At 42.2% G+C, this 19608-nt stretch carries 16 protein-coding genes; 7 read left to right on the top strand and 9 right to left on the bottom strand.

Annotation, left to right across the window (positions count from 1 at the left end; genetic code table 11):
• Nucleotides 1-2: 2 nt before the first annotated feature.
• The gene (locus tag BMW98_RS13030) at nt 3-2612 is read right to left on the bottom strand and encodes an ABC transporter permease (protein ID WP_222843645.1); all 2610 of its coding nucleotides are present in this window, start codon (nt 2610-2612) and stop codon (nt 3-5) included.
• Between the two features lie 4 nt (nt 2613-2616).
• On the bottom strand, nt 2617-2946 hold the full coding sequence (locus BMW98_RS13025) for a PadR family transcriptional regulator (protein ID WP_090259017.1): 330 nt from the start codon (nt 2944-2946) through the stop codon (nt 2617-2619).
• A 195-nt stretch (nt 2947-3141) separates the two neighbouring features.
• Here BMW98_RS13025 and BMW98_RS13020 point away from each other — a divergent pair, with 195 nt between their 5' ends.
• The 3 genes from BMW98_RS13020 to BMW98_RS13010 all read left to right on the top strand — a co-directional run bounded on the left by BMW98_RS13020 (nt 3142) and on the right by BMW98_RS13010 (nt 7301).
• Complete coding sequence (locus BMW98_RS13020) at nt 3142-3474, top strand: PadR family transcriptional regulator (protein WP_090259016.1); 333 nt, start codon at nt 3142-3144, stop codon at nt 3472-3474.
• A complete protein-coding gene (locus BMW98_RS13015) occupies nt 3467-6103 on the top strand; it encodes an FtsX-like permease family protein (RefSeq protein ID WP_090259015.1) in 2637 nt (878 codons plus the stop codon). The genes BMW98_RS13020 and BMW98_RS13015 overlap by 8 nt, the downstream gene beginning before the upstream one ends.
• A gap of 73 nt (nt 6104-6176) precedes the next feature.
• Nucleotides 6177-7301 (top strand): Gfo/Idh/MocA family protein, encoded by a 1125-nt coding sequence (locus BMW98_RS13010; protein ID WP_222843644.1) that lies wholly within the window; start codon nt 6177-6179, stop codon nt 7299-7301.
• A gap of 116 nt (nt 7302-7417) precedes the next feature.
• Here BMW98_RS13010 and BMW98_RS20490 read toward each other — a convergent pair whose 3' ends face one another.
• Nucleotides 7418-7564 carry a hypothetical protein gene (locus BMW98_RS20490; protein WP_162844725.1) on the bottom strand — a complete coding sequence of 49 codons (147 nt, stop codon included), beginning with the start codon at nt 7562-7564 and terminating at the stop codon, nt 7418-7420.
• 131 nt (nt 7565-7695) lie between these two features.
• On the opposite strand from BMW98_RS20490, the gene BMW98_RS13005 reads away from it, so the two are divergent.
• Nucleotides 7696-8268: a transposase gene (locus BMW98_RS13005; RefSeq protein WP_090259013.1), complete on the top strand. Its 573-nt coding sequence runs from the start codon at nt 7696-7698 to the stop codon at nt 8266-8268.
• 72 nt (nt 8269-8340) lie between these two features.
• A complete protein-coding gene (locus BMW98_RS13000; protein ID WP_090259012.1) occupies nt 8341-8859 on the top strand; it encodes a DUF6155 family protein in 519 nt (172 codons plus the stop codon).
• Between the two features lie 26 nt (nt 8860-8885).
• Here the strand turns inward: BMW98_RS13000 and BMW98_RS12995 are convergent, their stop codons facing one another.
• Entirely contained in the window at nt 8886-11543 is a 2658-nt protein-coding gene (locus BMW98_RS12995) for an ABC transporter permease (protein WP_162844726.1), read from the bottom strand.
• A 67-nt stretch (nt 11544-11610) separates the two neighbouring features.
• Entirely contained in the window at nt 11611-11952 is a 342-nt protein-coding gene (locus tag BMW98_RS12990) for a PadR family transcriptional regulator (protein WP_090259010.1), read from the bottom strand.
• Nucleotides 11953-12088: 136 nt separating this feature from the next.
• Here BMW98_RS12990 and BMW98_RS12985 point away from each other — a divergent pair, with 136 nt between their 5' ends.
• Complete coding sequence (locus BMW98_RS12985) at nt 12089-12469, top strand: hypothetical protein (protein ID WP_139177544.1); 381 nt, start codon at nt 12089-12091, stop codon at nt 12467-12469.
• 6 nt (nt 12470-12475) lie between these two features.
• On the opposite strand, the gene BMW98_RS12980 is transcribed toward BMW98_RS12985, so the two are convergent.
• Complete coding sequence (locus BMW98_RS12980; protein ID WP_090259008.1) at nt 12476-12838, bottom strand: iron chaperone; 363 nt, start codon at nt 12836-12838, stop codon at nt 12476-12478.
• Between the two features lie 148 nt (nt 12839-12986).
• Between BMW98_RS12980 and BMW98_RS12975 the strand changes: the two genes are divergently transcribed.
• Entirely contained in the window at nt 12987-15647 is a 2661-nt protein-coding gene (locus BMW98_RS12975; RefSeq protein WP_090259007.1) for a glycoside hydrolase family 3 N-terminal domain-containing protein, read from the top strand.
• Here the strand turns inward: BMW98_RS12975 and BMW98_RS12970 are convergent, their stop codons facing one another.
• From BMW98_RS12970 to BMW98_RS12960, 3 genes are all read right to left on the bottom strand, one after another.
• Nucleotides 15648-16823 carry a DUF4249 domain-containing protein gene (locus BMW98_RS12970; RefSeq protein WP_090259006.1) on the bottom strand — a complete coding sequence of 392 codons (1176 nt, stop codon included), beginning with the start codon at nt 16821-16823 and terminating at the stop codon, nt 15648-15650. It abuts the gene before it with no gap.
• Nucleotides 16824-16896: 73 nt separating this feature from the next.
• Nucleotides 16897-18132, bottom strand: coding sequence for a DUF4249 domain-containing protein (locus BMW98_RS12965; RefSeq protein ID WP_162844727.1), 1236 nt, complete (start codon nt 18130-18132; stop codon nt 16897-16899).
• An 88-nt stretch (nt 18133-18220) separates the two neighbouring features.
• Nucleotides 18221-19465 (bottom strand): DUF4249 domain-containing protein, encoded by a 1245-nt coding sequence (locus tag BMW98_RS12960; RefSeq protein WP_090259004.1) that lies wholly within the window; start codon nt 19463-19465, stop codon nt 18221-18223.
• Nucleotides 19466-19608 lie beyond the last annotated feature (143 nt).

Raw genomic sequence — 19608 nt, 5'->3', positions numbered from 1 at the left:
CATCATTCAGTGCGCAGCGATTTGGCCGGATTGAGCTTGGCAGTTTTAAAAGTTTGAATACTTACTGTGAGCCAAGCAATGAGCAGGGTGAGTGCTCCGGCTAATACAAAGAACCACCATTGCAATTCAATTTTATAGGCATAGCCATTTAGCCACTCTTTAGTAGTCCAATAGCTAATTGGCAGACCAATGAGTATGGCCAAAAGCACTAGCATAGAGAACTGCTTGTTCAGTAGTGTAATTATACTCCAAGCGTTGGAACCAAGTACTTTGCGAATGCTTATTTCCTTTAACCTTCTTTCTATAGTAAAGGCAGTTAGGCCGAAAAGACCAAGGCAAGAAATGATTATGGCTAATATGCCAAAGTATTTGGTGAGCTTTGAAATGCGCTGTTCTGCCAGATATTGTTTGGCGAATTCCTGATCTAAAAAGCTGTAGGCGAACTCGTATTCTGGGTTGTATGTTTTGTATAGTTCAGCAATTCTATCTAGCGTGTTGCTTTCATTTCCCGCCTGAATGCGGGTTAGGATATTGAAGGTTGAAACATTATCGAGTTTAAAGAACATAGGGATGATGTCTTCGTGCAATGAGCTGAAGTTAAAGTCTTTTACTACTCCGATAATCGTCATGTCATTGCCCCAAAGCCTTACTTTTCTACCAATAGGGTTTTCATAGCCCATTACTTCTATGGCCTTTTCATTGAGTATCAGTTTGTCCGTGTCGGTGCTAAATTCCCGTGAAAAGCTTCTGCCTTCTTTAATTTCTACGCCTAAGGTTTCAATAAAGTCGTAGGTTACCGTCATGTTGCCAAACTGGGTTTGAACTTCAGGGTTCTCGCCTTCCCAATGGAAGTCCGTGGTATAGTTGCCACCGCTTATAATGGTGTGGGTAGTTCCTCCGGCATTAACTACACCAGGGATGTTCTGTAGGTCTAAAAGGAAGGTGTTGAAGTCATCAGCAATTTTTCCATCGTTGGCAAAAAGCACAAGGTTGTCTCTATTATAGCCTATGTTTTTCTTCTGAATAAAGGCTATTTGTTTGGTGACCACCAATACCGAAGAGATTAAAACCACGGAAAGCACAAACTGAAAAACCACCAAGCCTTTGCGTATCCAAGTTTCTCCAAACGAAACGTTGAGTTTTCCTTTGAGTGTAGCTACTGGTTTTAGGCTTGAAAGAAAAATGGCAGGGTAGCTGCCCGCAAGAAGGCCCGTGGTTGCCGAAATTCCTATAAGTATGTAAATCAGTGGAAGATCAAAATTTAACCGAATCTGGTGGCCAGTAATTTGATTGAACTGTGGAAGTAACAGTATCACCAAGCCAATCGCTACTATCACAGAGATCACCGTCATAAGTACTGCTTCTTGCAAGTACTGTACTGCAAGGCTGTTCCTTTTCGCGCCAATAGCCTTTTTAACCCCAATTTCTTTTGCTCTGGTAGAAGCTTTTGCCGTAGAAAGGTTGATAAAGTTGATGCAGGCAATTAATAGAATGAAAACCGATACAACGGTGAAGAGTTTTATGTACTCAATTCTTCCGCCTGCCTGTACGCCATTTTCATATTTGGTGTAGAGGTACCTATCGGAAAACGGGCGAACAAATGGCTCTACATTAGACCATTCTACCTTATCCTTTACAAAGCTTTTGAGTTTTGCATTTAAGGCGTTTACGTCTGTTCCCTCAGCTAGCAAAACATAGGTTTCTGCGTTGTAGTTGCCCCAGTGAATAGCTTCTGGAGGTAGAATATCGCGAAACTTGTCAAAAGCTAGAATAAACTCAAAATCATCAGTGGTGTTGGAAGGCAGGTCTTTGAAAACGCCAGCTACTTTGTATTCATCTGTAAAGTTGAGCAGCTGCCATTTGATTGTTTGGCCAAACGCGGCTTCTGGACTGCCAAATAACCGGGTTGCAAGGCTATTGGAAATAACAATTGAGCCTTTGTCTTTCAGTGCTGTTTTGGGTTCTCCTTGAATGAATGGGAACGAGAACATTTCGAAGTATGCCGGATCGGCAAATTTACCAATGGCTTTGATGGTTTTGTCTTCGGTACTCAAAGGCATTTGACCGAACCAATGAGTAGGGGTGGCTTGAATAGCTGTGGCAATCTCGGGCACCTCTTCTTCAAGGGCTGCGGCTAACAAACCTTGAGTGCCATCTTTTGTGTTGATTTTTCCTGACTCCTCATGGTTTAGCATAACCTGATAAAGCTGTTCATCATGCTCATGAAATTTGTCCATGCTCATTTCGGCTTGTACCCATAAGTAAATGAACAAGGCGCTGGCCAAGCCAGTGGATAGGCCCAGAAGGTTGATGATAAAGGTGCTTCGGTATTTTGCGAAGCTTCTAATAGTGATTTTAAAGTTGTGTTTGAACATACCGTAATAATTGAGTTTTTGATTTCCTTCTAATTTTTTGATCATGCTAGGGCGAAAGAGTTTCAGTACATCTGCTCTGAACCGCCTTTTTGCCTGCTTAGCACCGTGTTTACTCGCCCGCATTTCAAAGCGCTCGACCAGATCGCCTTCAATGTCTTCGGCATATTCGGCCCTGCAGTACCACCTGAAGAACCGAAGCCAAAAGCTGGGTGGTTTTATGTCGTCATGTGACCGCATGACGTTAATCGGTCAGTGCTATTTCGGGTATGGCATTCCAAAGGTTCATGCGCTGCTCTTTGGCTTCTCTCAATACTTTTTTGCCGGCCGTGGTTACACTGAAAAAGCGCTTTCGCTTACCACCGCGTACGCTGGTAGCTTCTCCGAATTCAGAGGAGAGGTAGCCTTTGTCTTCAAGTCTACGCAGCACGGTTTGTAGTGAGCCAATGCTCACGGAGCGGTTCAGCCTCGATTCCATTTCATCTATAATGGCTACTCCATAGGCTTCTCCATGCAAAATGGCTACTGTAAGCAGTACAATCTCTTCGAATTCACCCAAGTGATTTTTACCCATGATCTATAATTTACCTTAAATGTAGTTATTATGGATTGTAGGTCAATACGAGGCTAGAAATATTTTTACCTTAATTGTAGTTTTTAGTAGTCGTTAGTTCTCCAACCCCTGCCGTTCGTCCTTTCAACCTTTGCATTCGACTCATTATTTATACGAATAGGAAACAAATAAAAACGGCTTGCGTATGTTTGTTTTATGAAGAGTACGCAGCTTGGTGAGTTTGAGGAACTTGTGCTTTTAATTATTGGTGCCTTGGGTGACGATGCCTACAGCATTTCTATTAAAAATGAGTTTAAAACAAAAACAGGTAGAAACCCTAGCATTGGTGCATTGCATTCGGCTTTTAACCGATTGGAAAAGAAAGGCTTTTTAAAGTCGGAAGAAGGTGGGGCAACAAGCGAACGTGGTGGAAGAAGAAAGCGGTATTATACATTAACAGCCTTTGGTCGCAAGGCGTTGGATTATGCTTATGAGTTGCGGTCGTCTCTTTATCAAACACTGCCCAACATAAACTTAGCGAATGAGTAGGCGTGTAGACAAACCGCCCAAATGGCTCGATCGCCTGTTCGGATGGCTTTGTAGGTCTGAGGAATTGGAGGTGTTGAGAGGGGACTTGTATGAACTCTACGCAGAAAGGTTGGCGCAAAAGGGAAGGGCTTGGGCCAACTTCTTCTACTTCTTCGAAGTGTTTGATCTTTTACGCCCTTTTGCTTTAAAACGAACTCGAAATACAACCCAGGTCAACATGTTTAAAACTTATTTAATGGTCGCATACCGAAATGTGATCAACCAAAAGGTCTTTTCCTTTATCAATATCAGTGGTTTGGCCATCGGCTTAACCTGCTTTGTGTTAATCGCGCTCTTTATTCAAGATGAATTGAGTTACGATAAGTTTCACGAAAATTCTAACCGGATATACCGGTTGGTCGAGAATTTTGAAAGTGAAGGTGTGGGCGAACACTCTGCTAGTCTGCCTTTTCCTACGGGGCCGACTTTGGCTGGTGAATATCCCGCTGAAGTGAAGCAACAGGTGCGGTTTTTTAATTTTCAATCGCCAACGGTTGCGCTGGCTTATAAGGAAGCAAACAAGGCATTTAACGAGTCGCGTTTCTTTTTTGCCGATAGCTCTTTTCTCTCCATGTTCGATTATGCGCTAGTTCAGGGAAATCCGAGAACCGCACTAGACAATCCGAATGCTTTGCTCATAACCGAATCGATGGCTCAAAAGTACTTTGGAGATGAAGATCCTATGGGGAAGATTTTGGAATTTCAAGGCCAACAACCCTTACAAGTAACCGGAGTTTTAGCCGATGCTCCGCTCAATGCTCATTTTCAATTCGATTTTATTGCTTCATTTTCCAGTTTAAAATATTGGTATGGCGGCACACTGCCCAGAACTTGGTATTGGAACCCGTGCTGGACGTATGTGCTGTTAGAGCATGAAACGGATGCAACTGCCTTCGAAGCCAAATTGCCTGATTTTGTTAACAAGTACTTTCCCGATTTTATTCGAGAAGACGTTACAATGGAGCTCCAGCCATTGGAAGATATTCACCTTCATTCTAAACTTGATTATGAAATAGCTGCCAATAGCAACATCAACAATATCTATATTTTTGGGGCTATTGCTGTTTTTGTGCTGTTTATTGCTGCAGTCAACTTTATCAACCTTAGTACGGCTAAGGCAGCCAAAAGAGGCAAAGAAGTGGGGGTGAGAAAGTCACTAGGAAGCAAAAAGTCTCAACTCATCACCCAGTTCATCTTTGAGTCAGTATTATTCACTTTCATTGCCATAGTGGTGGCATTAGGCTTGGTTGCCTTACTGCTGCCAGCCTTTAATAATCTAATAGGCAAGTCCATTGCTTTTGGTACACTATTCCAACCTCAGTTTATAATCGGAGGCATTGCCATTGGCTTGATTGTGGGCTTACTATCCGGTATTTACCCCGCATTTATTCTTTCCAACGTTAGAACCGTTTCGGTGCTAAAAGGGGAAAGGTTGAAAGCCCGTGGTGTTCAGTTCAGAAAAGTGCTTGTAACTGCACAATTCGCCATCAGCATGTTTTTAATAGTTGGTACCGTAGTGGCTATTAGTCAATCTAAATTATTGCTGAATGAAGACCCTGGGTTTGAGTCGGAAAACGTGTTGTTGGTTCCGGTAATCAGGTCGGGAATGGGGCAGCACTACGAAGGGTTTAGGAATAGAGCGCTGCAAAGTCCTTATATAAAATCGGTTACTGCAGTGGAAGAAGTGATAGGCGAGAAGCATCAGGTGAACAACTATCAGTACGAAGGAATGGATCGTTCTAAGCCATTTCCGCGCTTTTTTGTAAGGCACGATTTTACGGAAACCATGGGTATTAAGTTAGTTGCTGGCCGTGATTACGACCGTGAATTCGTAACTGACGATACGCTAGCACATGTGGTGAACGAGGCAATGGTAAAGGCCATGGGTTGGGGCAGTCCGCAAGAGGCTATTGGCAAAAAGTTTTACCATAGAAATGAACTGATGGGGAAAGTTGTAGGTGTGGTGGAGGACTACAATTTCATTTCAAAACACCACAACATAGGCCCAATTGTAATTGATTTGAATACCATGCCTGGCGCTTTCAACTTGTTTATAAAGTATATGGCGGTTAGGGTAGATGGTGAAAATCTGCAACAGTCCATTTCGGATTTGGATAAAGCATGGGCATCCGTACTGCCTGATAGACCATTCGACTTCTTCTTTTTAGATGATAGGCTGAAGCATGTTTATGCAGCCGAACAGACTTTGGGCACTATTACCGTTATATTCTCTGTTTTGGCCATTATAGTGGCATGCTTGGGTGTGTTTGGTTTAGTGACTTTTAGTGTTGAAAGAAGAACAAAGGAGCTTGGTATCAGGAAAGTTCTAGGTATTGGAAATGCACAAATAATTGGACTGGTGAGTAAGGAGTTTTTGCTATTGATATTGCTTGCTTTCCTTATCAGTATTCCGGCTTCGTACTTTTTAATTGAAGCTTGGCTAACTGGCTTTGCCTATCGTGTTGATTTGCAAGTGTGGCCTTTTGTATTTGCTGGAGCAGTTACCCTGATTATTTGCATGAGTACCGTACTTTTTCACACTCGAAAAGTGGCGAAAATCAACCCTGCGGTTACACTTAAATATGAATAGATACTTCCATTCGTCAATTATTTGTCGCTAATGGTTCGGGTCTGGTTATATTCAGTTCTTATTCACATTGTATATGGCCACAAGAAGAGACTTTAATAAAACCATGATAAAAGGGGCAGGGGCTGCGGCTCTGATGAGTACATTTCCGCTGAGTGCAGCTTGTGCGCCCCAAAGTAAAAAACTTGGCGTTGCCTTGGTGGGACTTGGGAGTTACAGCACTTACCAATTGGCTCCTGCACTTCAGGATACGCAGCATTGTTATTTGGCAGGTGTGGTAACTGGAACGCCCGTGAAGGAAAAGCAATGGGCAGATAAATACGGAATCCCTACTGCTAATATTTACAATTATGACAACTTCGATGCCATTGCTGATAATGATGATATCGATATTGTCTATGTGGTGTTGCCGAATTCCATGCATGCTGAATTCTGTATTAGAGCAGCCAAGGCAGGGAAGCATGTGATCTGCGAGAAGCCCATGGCTATTAGTGTGAAGGAATGCGATGATATTATCAATGCCTGTAATGCAGCAGGAGTGAAGCTTGGAGTGGGCTATAGATTGCAGTCTGAACCATACACGAATGAAATTAAGAGAATTGTAAGGGAAAAATCCTTTGGTGAAGTGAGGTTTGTATCTGCCGAGGCTGGTTACAGATCACGGGGAAATCCGGACCAATGGAGGTTGAATAAAGCCTTAGCCGGTGGAGGGGCTCTTTTGAATATGGGTGTTTATGCTATTCAGGGAGCTATTTATGGAACTGGGCAGAATCCCATCTCGGTATCGGCACAAGAGTTCAGTACTGATCCTGATTACTTCAAGGACACAGATGAATCGATTACAGCACAGTTCAAATTCCCCAATGGAGCTACCGGAAACATCTTTACCTCGCACAGTGCTAATGTGAACAGACATTATTCTGCATTCGATAATGGTTGGCTGGAACTCAATCCTGCTAATAACTATGGGCCGTTAGCTGGTAGGTTATCTACAGGAGAGGAAATTAATTTTCCCCATGAAAGCCAGCAGAAGCTACAAATGGATGATTTTGCGCTGCATGTTTTGGAAGGAAAACCTAATAAAGCACCTGGTGAAATGGGTAAGCGAGATATGATTATTTGCGAAGCCATTTATCAATCTATTGCAGAAGGAGGAAAGACAATAGACTTGGACTTGGGTGGAATGGGGATTGTTGGGTAGATACTGGTATCTCTTTGACTACCACTGGTCTGACCAGTCTATATTGAAAGCCACCGAGTTGGTTTGCAACAGTAGCTTATAAAGACCATGGTGACAGGGGGGATGGTACTTTTAGGTTACTTGTTTGAGACCTTCTTCAAAAATATCTTTTTAAAGAATTGATAGTCGTTGTCTAGTTCATCACGAGAAACTGTGCCCACTTTTCCAAAGTGCTTGTCTTTGAATTGATTTAGGGTGATGATGTTGGGTGTAAGTTTATTCATTATGCAAACTAGTGATTCTACAGGTAATAAGGAATCGTTATCACTGGTCAGACCACTCGAAGTGGTCAGACCAGTATTCCACCAATCTCTATTAATTTTTTACTTTAGAGAAGTAAACACACTTATAGTCAATGAAATTTCTTCCACACGAGCTCTATCACATTTATAATAGAGGGAATAATAGTCAACCTATATTTTTTGAAAGAGAGAACTATCTATTCTTTCTGAGGAAGATTAAACAGGAGCTAACTCCATTCTGTGATGTTTTGGCTTATTGCCTTATGCCCAACCATTATCACTTGCTTGTTAGGGTTAAAAACTTGAACGAATTAACGGGTTCGGAGCTTTCAGTAGTTATTTCTAGAAAATTAGGGACCCTTCAAAGTAGCTATACCAGGGCCATCAATAAGTCATTCAAAAGGCATGGTTCGCTATTTCAACAAAAAGTAAAAGCAAAGCATATCCTCAAGTATGGACATATCTGCTTCCACTATATTCATCAGAATCCATTGAAAGCAAGGCTTTGTTCAAATCTTCAAGATTGGGAGTTCAGTTCTTTTCCAGACTATTTAGGCTTGAGAAATGGCAGCCTTCCTAATAAGGTGTTGGCATTAGATATACTTGATGTTCCTCCTAGTTCTGAGATCCTATTAAAGGAGTCTATACAAAGTATAGAAGAAGGCTGGAAAGATAGTTTTTACTGAAATATTAAGCACTGGTCAGCCACTACGAAATAGCCAGCCAGTAAAAACTTACAGATTAACTAATTTTACCAGATGAGTAAAAGAGCCCTCACTAAGTACTTGCAGTCTTTGCCTAAAGAAGAATTGGAAAATCAAGTACTTGATTTGTACATCCGGTTTAAACCAGTTAAGGACTATTACAACTTCGTATTCAACCCCAAAGAAGGCAAGCTGGTAGAGGAGGCTAAAGCTAAAATTGCGAATGAATACTTTCCGCTAAAACGTAAAAGAGCCAGAGCAAGGCGATCTGTAGCGCAGAAGTATATTAAGCAATTTATATTGCTGGAAATGGATCCGGCACTTATTTCCGATGTGATGCTTTTCAATATTGAAACTGTTCAGCGTTTTAATGGAATCAAAAGAATAAATCAGGAGGCTTTCTATAAGAGTATGTACAATTCTTTTCAGCAGGCTACAGAGTTTATTCAAGTCAATGGACTAAAAGCAGTTTACCAGAGTAGGATGGAGGCAATTCTCGAGACTGCCTGGGAGCAGGAGTGGTTCAATGCCGAAGGTTTAGATAGATGTTTGGAAGAAATTAAACCGGCTTAGTAGAACGACTAAGCCGGTCAGCTTTTTTACTCCGATCTCAAACTCCTTACCGGATTAGAAACCGCTGCTTTTAGTGCTTGAAAGCTGACTGTAGCAATTGTAACCACAAGTCCGCCAAGCCCGGCTACGGCAAATACCCACCAATAAAGTTGGGTTTTAACCTCGTAACTGTTTAGCCAACCTTGCAGCACCTGATAGGATATTGGAATGGCAATGAGGCATGCAATTACGATTAGCAAGGCGAAATCTTTCGACAGTAATTGCCATAGGTTGAGCACGCTGGCTCCTAAAACTTTGCGAATACCGATTTCTTTGGTGCGCTGTTCAGCCACAAAAGATGATAGTCCGAATAGCCCTAAACAGCTAATTAGAATAGCGAGAAGCGTAAAGAATTTCGCCAAACTGCCTATTCGAAGTTCTGCCTCAAACTTTTGGTTGTATTGGTCGTCAGCAAAATGGAAGTCGAAAGGGGCCTCTGGTAACACTTGGCTGTAAACCTCACCTATAGCTGCGAGCGACTCACTCGGACTTACATTCGGATTGAGGCGGATGTACATATAGCTTGTATACTCCTGATCCAAAAACATAATGGACTGATCTGTTTGCTGAAAAGGAGAGCCCTTGATCATATCTTTTACCACTCCAATGATGGTGTAGTTTACTGCATCGCGCCAGCTCGGATCGTATTTTACCACGGTGCCAATAGGGTTTTCCAGTTGCATGGCCTTCATAGCCGATTCATTAATCAGGATAGCATTTTTATCTGTTTCTCTATTCGGGTCGAAATCTCTGCCAGCAATGAATTCCATATCAACAGCATCAGCATAGCCATTAGAGATGGTGATGGTATTGAAAGACTGATCGAAGCCAGGATCCATACCTTCCCATGAAAAACCGTGATTCCAACCTAACGTGCTAGTTACAGGGTAATTAGAGAAACCAACTGCTTCGGCCATTCCTGTATTCAGAATCTCTTGTTTCATCAGTTCCTTTTGTTGCCCAAAGCGTGGAGAGCCTGGTGCGAGAGCAATCATTCCTTTAGGAGAATAGCCTATCGGACGGTCTTTGGCGGCCTGAATTTGGTTGTTCACCGTAATGGTGCCAATAATCAAAGCAATGGAAATGGTAAACTGAAAAACAACCAATACTTTTCTAGAATGAGAAGCTCCTTTTCCAGGTCTCAGTCCACCTTTAAGCGCTTTAATAGGCTTGAAACTGGAAAGGTAGGTTGCTGGGTATGAGCCGGAAACCACAGCGGTGAAAAGGACAAAAGCCGTACATGCTAACCAGAATTCCAGCAAATTCCATGGTGTGGCAATCCCTTTACCAGCAGTTTCATTGAACCACGGGAGTAATGCCCAAAGCAACACGAGAGAAAGTCCGAAAGCAGAAATAGTGTAAAGGAATGATTCCATGTAAAACTGCGTGATGAGCTGTTTTCTTAGAGAACCAAGTGTTTTACGGATACCTACTTCTTTAGCTCGTTTTTCAGATCTGGCTGTGCTGAGGTTCATAAAGTTGATGCAGGCCAGCAATAGTACAAATACGCCTATAACGCCATAAAGGCGAACAAACTTCATTTCTTTGCTCAAAACTGGTTTGCCATCCTTCCATTCGGAACGTAAATGCCAGTCTTGCATAGGGTGAAGGATGAAAGTTTGACCTGATTCCCTTGCCCAATCATCATAATGTCCTTTGATCTTCTCTGTAATAAGCTCCGCAAGTTGTTCTTGATTAACATTGTTGGCCAGTTTTACATAGATATCGATGTTGTAATTATTCCAAACATTCATCGACTCTTCATTCTCTCTGAAAAGCAATAGTAATCGGGAGAAGAAAGCGGCATCTGAAAACTTAGAGTTTTTGGGTAAATCTTTATAAACCCCACCAACCAATAGGTCTATATCTGCATTGAGTTTGACTGTTTCCCCGACAGGGTTTTCCGCTCCAAATAACTTTGTGGAAAGTGTCTCAGAAAGCATGATTGAGCGGGTTTCTTTTAATCCGTCAATACTGCCATAAACCATATCCAAAGTGAGTACACTAGGTCCGTTTTCTTCTAGGAAAACACCCGTTTCGCGAAACTTTTTGTCGCCATTACCAATGATGGGCGCTTGCTTTCTTGCCCTTACCATAAAGAGATCCTCTATTTGGTCTGGGAAAGATTCTCGTACTAAAGTGCCCATGCCTGTTGCGAGGGCATTGTTTACTGCTATTCCACCTTGACCATTGGATTCTACCCGCAGCATTTGTGCTATGCTGTTGTAGTTTTTATGGTTTTGGTTGAAGGTGAGTTCATCTTTCACCCACAAACCGATAAGCATGGCGACTACCATTCCCATGGCTAATCCACCAATATTAATGAAGGAGTAGCCTTTGTTTTTGAGCATCTGTCGATAGCTCACTTTAAAGTTGTGATTGAACATAGTATTTGAGTTTTTGAATTTGAAAAATCGAAAAGCAAAAGGCCTGAGGTAATTAATGACCTGATACCAATAGTTCCGCCTTGCCTTTCGGGTTGAATGTTTTTCTGCTGTTGAATAGAACTTCTCATCCAAATCGCCCAAAACTTCTTCTGCCAGTTCATCTTTTAGGAACCAGAGCAAAAGCTTTTCTGCCAAGCGAGGAGGGGTACCCCTTTTAGTTTCCCCTGAAGGGGCGATATGGTTTTTAAAGTTTTTCATAGTACTGTCCTCTCTTTGGGAAGGTGCTCGAAGAGCGTAGGGGGGCATTTTCTGTCCCTGGAGATAACTAGATGCCAAACTTCAGATTGCCAGCAAAGGCAGGGTACTGTCGCCAAAGTGATAGTTTGAAGTCTTTGGACTCTTCCAAAGCACGTTGACCAGACGCTGTGATGGTATATATCCTTTTTCTTCTTCCGCCTCGTTCGGCAGTAGCACCACTCATTTCGGAGGTTAGAAAGCCTTTTTCTCCCAACCTGTTTAGGGTAGAATGTACGGCACCAATCGATACGGCTCTTTTGGTTTGTGATTCGAATTCCTCCGCAATTTTAAATGCGTAGGCTTCGGTATCCAGAATGCCTACTAAGAGCAGAATGGTTTCTTCAAAATCACCCAGTTTAGTTTCTTTCATAGCTTACTTACTAAAATGTAGAACAAATATATAGAAGAAAATTTCATATGTTCTACTTTTTAGTAAGAAACTGTTTTGGTTACGAGTGGAACTTAATGAATGGGGGAAGGGGTTGAGTCAGAAATGTTTATGGAAAATGGGATCATTAAAAGCAACAGAAGCTCAGGTTACTAACTTTTTACAACGAGCTATTGACGGGGCGTTTTATATGGTGAATATGTTAAAGTACAAACCAGTCGTATCGCCAGAGGGTGTGAGTGGGGAAGAGCTTTACGGTGAATACTTAAATGCCATACAGCCATTTTTATCACAAGCTGGAGCCGAAATTGTCTGGTTCGGAAAACCATTAGGTGTTTTGATTGGGCCTGATGAGGAGATTGTTTGGGATGCAATATTCATTGTTCGATACCCCGACAAGCAGACCTTTTTGAAAATGGCTCAAGCAAAGGATTTTCCATCTGAACTTAGGGATAGGGCTTTGGCTGATTCAAGGCTTATTCCGAGCCTTGGCGGGTAGACTTAGTTAGTTGGATTTTGCTTCATTCTCCTTAACCCTGAAACGTACAATTCGCTTAATAAGCTCTATTGGGAGTGGTTTGTTAAGTGGGAATTGAACGGAACCTTTGGCGTATTTATATGGCTTTAGCTCTTCTTCATATACCGCAATGCCGGAAGGAGCGGGGTAAAAGCCAATGTGTTTTTTATAAGCTGCAAAGTGTACCAATGCGCCATTGTACTTAAAAGTAGGAATCATGTAACTGATTGTCTCTTCAGCCTTTGGAGCTTCTTCTCTAATGGCCGTTCTTAATTCAATGAGCTTTTTTTGTACTTCAGCAGGAAAGGCGACAATATACTCGTCAAAATTGGTAGCGTTATTGGTTTGCATAATTCTATGTAAGTCCGAATTAAGTTAGACATTTTTAATGGAAATCAATTGCCGTGTTTAGCGCTCACGATGTGTGTTAAATGTTTTCAGCTGCGAATTTCATGAGGTCGTCAAAAAACCTTTAGATTAGGCTTCTCAAATCTCAGCTATGAAAAAAATTACCCTGCTCGTTTGCAGCATTTTTTGTTTATCGGCCTCACTTTTTGGTCAAGAATACCCTTATCAAAACCCTGAAAAATCGGTAGAAGAGCGCGTAAAGGATTTGCTTTCGCGAATGACTTTGGAAGAAAAGGTGCGCCAAATGGACATGTACAATGGCGCTAACCTGAAAGTGAATGAGCAATTTTCACTCGATCAGGCTATTGAGCTTATTGGAGATAGTTTGGGAGCTGGAGCCGTTCATGACTATTACCCTAAAACGGCCAAAGCGGTAAACGATTTGCAACGCTACATTATTGAGCACAACCGTTGGGGCATACCGGCACTTATGATGTGCGAGTTTTTGCACGGCTATACTGGAGAGGGCAATACGGCATTCCCGATGAGTATTGGCCTAGGTGCTACATGGGACAAAGATTTGATGAAGCAAATAGGGCAGGTGATTGGTGCAGAAGGCAGGGCTCATGGTATTCACTTTGGCTTGGGGCCAAACTTAGACTTGGGGCGTGAACCACGCTGGGGTAGAATTGCCGAAACTTTGGGAGAAGATACACACCTTTCTGCGGTACTGGGAACGCATTTAATTCAAGGTATTCAGGGTAGTGATCTAAAAGCCAATAACACAATGGTTGCCGAACCAAAACACTTTGCTGCCCATGGTTCTCCACAGGCGGGAGGCAATGCAGGGCCAGTGTTGTTGGGCGAACGATCTGTTAGGTCCGAATATCTGCCGGTGTTTGAACAAGCCTTTAAACAAGGTGGTGCATTGGGTACAATGGCTGCTTACTCAGAAATTGATGGTGTTCCAATGGCCTCTAATTATCATTTACTTACCGAGGTACTGCGCGAAGAGTGGGGCTTTAAAGGTATTGTGGTTTCCGACTTGGGAGCCATTCGTTTTTTAGAAACGAGTCACCATTCAACAGGCTCTCACAAGGAGTCGATAAAAGCAGCTGTTGAAGCAGGCATAGATATGCAGTTTTACGATTTCCCCAATGAGGAATATCAGCATGAGTTGGTGCAAATGGTAAAGCATGGCGAAATGGATGAAGCGGTAATCGATAGAGCTGCAGGAGGGGTGTTACGTCTCAAATTCATGCTGGGACTTTTCGAAGATCCATTTACTACGCAGCAATTAATCGATAGCAAAAAGCATGCGGCTGCGCATCAGCAGGTAGCGTTAGAGGCTGCACTTAAATCGATGGTTTTACTTAAAAATGAAGGCGGCTTGCTGCCGCTCGATAAGTCTACCAAGAAAGTGGCTGTACTTGGTCCTTTGGCCAACGAGTCTTTGCTGGGTGGTTATTCAGTAAAAGAAAAGAAGGCAATAACGGTTTATGAAGGACTAAAGCAATATTTGGGCGGAAGTGCTGAAGTTACTTATGCCGAAGGAGTACCACTTATTTACAAAGGGCAGGCTATTCCAAGCGTAAATCTGTTATTGCCCGATAAGAGTGGTAATGGCCTGCAAGCCAGCTTCTATAATAATAGAAACCTGTCGGGAGAGCCTGTGTTGCAGCGAATAGATGAGCAAGTAGGGTTTGAATGGGAGGCTTCACCAGGAGAAGGCGTTAATACAGATCATTTCTCCATTAGATGGGAAGGGTATTTGGTGCCAGACGAAACCTTTGAGGGTTGGGTTGGTGTAAGCTCTGACGATGGAGTTCGTTTGGCAGTTGATGACGTAATGGTGATTGATAATTGGCAGAAAGGAGCAACCAATATTGAAACTTCGTCAATGTTATTTGAGGCCGGAAGGGAATATAAAGTCACGCTCGATATGTGGGAGGGTGGCTATGGTGCCAAGGCATATTTACTTTGGAACAAAGAGGCGCCAGACTTCTCAGAGGCTGTTTCCCTAGCCAAAAATGCCGATGTGGCTATTGTGGTTGTGGGCGAATCGAATGAGCTGGTAGAGGAGAACAAGGATGTGGCTTCTCTGGACTTATATGGTCTTCAACAAGAATTTATAGATGAGATTTTAAAAACGGGCACTCCTGTTGTTGCTGTATTAATGAACGGCCGCCCACTTTCCATTAACGGCTTGGCACAAAAAGTACCTGCTGTTTTAGAAGCATGGTTTCCGGGCGAAAAAGGTGGTTTGGCAGTGGCACAAACACTCTTTGGTGCATACAACCCCGCTGGTAGATTGCCAGTTACATTTCCAAGAAGTGTAGGTCAAGTGCCAATGTACTATAGTGGTAAGCCAACGCGCAATCATCGCTATGTGGATGAAAAAATTACACCACTTTATCCATTTGGTTATGGCTTAAGCTACGCTTCGTTCGAGTACTCAGACTTAGAGGTGTCGCATATTGGTTATGGCCAGGTGGCTGTACAGGTAAAAGTAACCAACACCAGCACGGTTGATGGAGAAGAGGTGGTGCAGCTTTATGTGCGCGACTTGGTAAGTTCTGTAACCACGCCAATTAAGGCATTAAAAGCTTTTGAGCGCGTGGAAATTCCTGCTGGAGAAACCAAAACCGTCTACTTTTCCATTAAACCAAAGGATTTAGCCCTTTGGAATAGAGCAATGGAGCAAGTGGTAGAAGCTGGTGTTTTCCGTGTTCAAGTAGGGGGTAGCTCTACCGAAGGCCTTACCCAAGAGTTTGAAATTAAAAGAGCAATTGAGCTATCAAAAGGTAACTAGTTAAGGCCAATAGTCTGGCTTGCCCAGACTGCCACGGTATCGGCAGTCAACACAGTGGCGATGTGCAAGGTGCCAGCGGCCAAACTGGTCAAAAATTTCATAGAAAGACCTCAGAACTGTTTCTTGGTGTCTTATACTCTCGTCAACATCTGTAGCATTATAAAAGTCGCGTAGGTCTCCTTCAAATTCTTTTATATGGAAAACAGTACAGGGGTAAATAATGTGATCTAACACTTGGGGATCTAAATCGGATAGTTGTAAGAAAACACGCTTGCTACTAGTTCCTGATACTTCAAAGTAGCCGAGCACTTTTTCGTCTGGATTTTCGACCGAAACAACATTCCCCAATACTGTTCCTTGCTGTTTATCGAAAAGGCTACCGTTCGATTCATTAAATTCTTTGATCTTTCTAAAGTAGCTGTATGCTTCTGCACTAATGGCACGTTGGGTAACTTCAATGGAGTACATAGTAGTTACATCAAAATCTTCAGCTTGAGAAAACTTAATGGGTACTTCCAATAGTTCTCCATTGCTGCTATTTGTTGAAGTGGCAAGAATTATCTTGTTGAATCGGCTTTCTCGATAGCACTCTTTTACATTAAGCGTAAACGGAACAACCTTATAACTTCCATTGGTTTGTAGTACCGCATCAAGGTTTTTGGTGTACCTAGCAGTAACCTGATGTGCGTCATTCCATTCGTATCGATAGAATTGGGTGCTTGAGGCCGCGTCTGCAACGTCTACAAAAAACTGAACGCCTGGGTAGTAGGTCGATTCTCCATCGCCAAGTTCAATAGAAAACCTGTTGTATATGTTGCTGATTTCGGGTGCCGACATCATTTCCTGAGGCGGTGTTTGGTAATTTTTTCCTTCAGCCGTAGAGATGAATAATTGATAACTTCTACCTATAACTCCTCCGAAATCATTTGGTGAATAATAGCTGCCAGGTTCTAACTCTGTGAAATACGTTTTATTACCCAGGTTGTCTTCAACCCAAACAGAGGCACCAGTTGCAGGAGCGTTTTGCTGAGCCAGATTTCCGTCCATTGGAATGGTGTAGTTAAGGTGTATTGCATGCTGCTTCACTTGGTCGGAAATATTACCGTCAACCACCAAAAGTTGCTCGAATTTTATAGAATCAGTTTCAAATTCTTCAACACAGCTAGTTAAGGCCATGAGCAAGAGGCACCAAAGAACAAGTTTTGTAGAAGTATGTAGTTTCCAGAGATTCACTGTAATAGTTAATATTTTAAGGCCAATAATCAGGTTTTCCAAGGCTGCCGCGGTACCTACAATCTACACAGTACCTGTGTCCCATCATGTTGGCAGTTATATAGTCAAATATTTCATAGTGGGCACGATAAATTATTGCTGCTTGTCGTTCATCTTCATCTTGAATGTCGAGTGCATTGTAAAATGCATAAAGAGATCCTACGTTTTCGAATAAACGAAATTCGGAACACGTTCTGAAAGTGTGCTCTAGGACTTCAGGGGAGAAGTCGTAAACATCCATAAAAATACGTTTGCTAGCGGCACCAGAAACTTCGAAGTAGCCAAGGACTTTTTCTTTTGGGTTGCTCGTAGAAAAGACATTGCCAACAACAGCTCCCTGCTGCTGGTCGAAAAGCGAGCCATTTGACTCATTGAATACTTTGATTTTTCTATAATAGCTATAAGCTTCAGGGGTAATGGCCCTGATGGTAGCCTCAATTGAATAGGCGCTTGTAACGTCCAGTCCATAGGAGGGGGTAAACCTAATTGGCACCTCAGGAAGCTCTCCGGTGGTGCTTTCTAGCGCAGAAGCCAAGATGATATTGCTGAAACTATCTTCGCGATAGCAAACTTTGACATTTTCATTAAATGGAAAAATGGTATAGCTGCCGTCAGGGTTTACTTCTGAATCTAAGCTTTTGGTGTATCTGGCAGTAACTTCATGAGCATCATTCCACTCAAAACGGAAAAGTTGGCTACTCGCTTCGGTTCTGTCAACATCTAAAAAAAACTGAGCTCCAGGGTGTGCGGTGGCCTCTCCATCTCCATAGTCTATAGAAAATCTGTGATAAATTCTGCTGATTTCTGGGGCTGCACTTAATAACTGAAGTTGTGACTGATACTTATCGCCTTCTGAGGTCTGAATATGGAGTGCATAACTTCTACCTATGGTTCCAGCAAAATTTTCTGGGGAGATATAATGGCCAGGTGACGCTTCGGAAAACTCTATTTTGTTATTTAAATCGTCTTCTAACCAAATCAGTGCTCCTGAAGCAGGTTCGTATTGGCCGTTGTTATTAGAGTTAATTGGAGTGGTGTAGGAGAGGCTGATTTGGTGAGAACCAATGTGATCGGAAATATTTCCATCAACTACTAATAGTTGCTCAAATTTTATGGAGTCAGTTTCAAATTCTTCAACACAGCCGATAGCACTCGCAAACAGTAATAAAACTGCAGCAGTCTCAAAAACTGACCGTTGTGGAGTGGTTTTCATTTGCATGTGTTAGCATTAAAGATAGTCAGTTTTTTATCAGGTTCATTTGTTTTTATTTTACTGGTTATTAATGCTTTGTAAAGAGAAGTTATTGCCAGTAGCTGGGCTTACCAAGTTGCCCATTATACCGGCAATCTACACAGTGCCTATGGGCCATCTGTTGTACAATTTCGCCAAGTCCTCCTAGCTGGTCAAAAATATCATATACAGAACGGACTAATATGGCTGTGGACCTTTCCTCTTCTGGTACATCTGTGGCGTTATAAAATTCATCAAGAGACCCCTCGAACTCAATGATTCCATGTTCATTGCATGTTCTATATACATGTTCAAAGCCTTTAGGGTCAAGGTCGGTTAACGCTAGGAATACGCGTTTGCTCGTGGTTCCCGAAACTTCAAAGTACCCTAAAACCTTTTCATCAGGGTTGTTTACCGATTGTAGGTTTCCAACTACAACACCTTGTTGTCTATCGAATAAAGAGCCGTTAGATTCATTGAATAGTTCGAGTTTGCGGTAGTAACTATAAGCTTCTGGGCTTATTGCACGCTGGGTTACTTCAATTGAGTATTTGGTTGTCACATCGAACTCAGAAGATGCAGTAAACCTTATCGGTACCTCTTGCAGGCTGCCGCCTTCATTATTGCTGGATGTTTGTAAAATGATTTCTTGAAAGTGGTCTTCACGATAGCATTCTTTTACATCTTCATCAAAATCTGTTATTGTGTAAGAACCATTGGGTTGAATTTCCGCTTTGTACTTTTTTATATAAGGAACAATTACCTGATGCGCATCAGACCATTCATAACGAAAGAATTGAGAACTTGAAAGCGTATTGTCAACATCTATAAAAAACTGAAAGCCAGGTGTTGATGTAGATTTTCCATCTCCTGTGTCAACCGAGTATCTGTTGTATATTCTACTTATTTCGGGTGCAGGCGTAAGTGTTTGAAAGGTAGACTTGTAGGAGTCTCCTTCAGATGTGGTTATATATAGCGCATAACTTCTACCAGGAATTCCGGCAAAATCCGCAGGAGATAGGTATAGTCCGGGAGTACTCTGCTCTATAAAGTCGGTTCTGTTGCCAATGTTGTCCTCAACCCAAACTGCAGCTCCACTTGCGGCATTAGATACATCAGTCTGGTCGTCAATAGGTGATGTGTAGGTAAGTTTAATAGCATGCTCTTTTTGCTGATCAGAGATGTTTCCATCTACAACCAATAGCTTTTCGAACTTTATGGAGTCAGCCTCAAATTCTTCAACACAGCCCATTAAGCTGAGCATGCAAAGTATAATTAGTATGGCTTTATTCTTTTGGGTGTAACCGTGCTGCATGTACAATATGGTAAACTGCAAAATTAAGTATTCAATTGCGGTGGATGCTTTTTGTTTGATAAACGGAACATTCACTTCAACCTTCTAATACAACAACTCACTACACTTTTACCATTAACCACTAACAATTACTTGTACATATA

Origin of the sequence: Roseivirga pacifica (assembly GCF_900111145.1) — a bacterium.
Taxonomy (GTDB): Bacteria; Bacteroidota; Bacteroidia; order Cytophagales; family Cyclobacteriaceae; genus Roseivirga; species Roseivirga pacifica.
The sequence above is the reverse complement of the archived record's forward strand: the minus strand, read 5'-3'. Positions and strand labels throughout refer to the sequence as shown.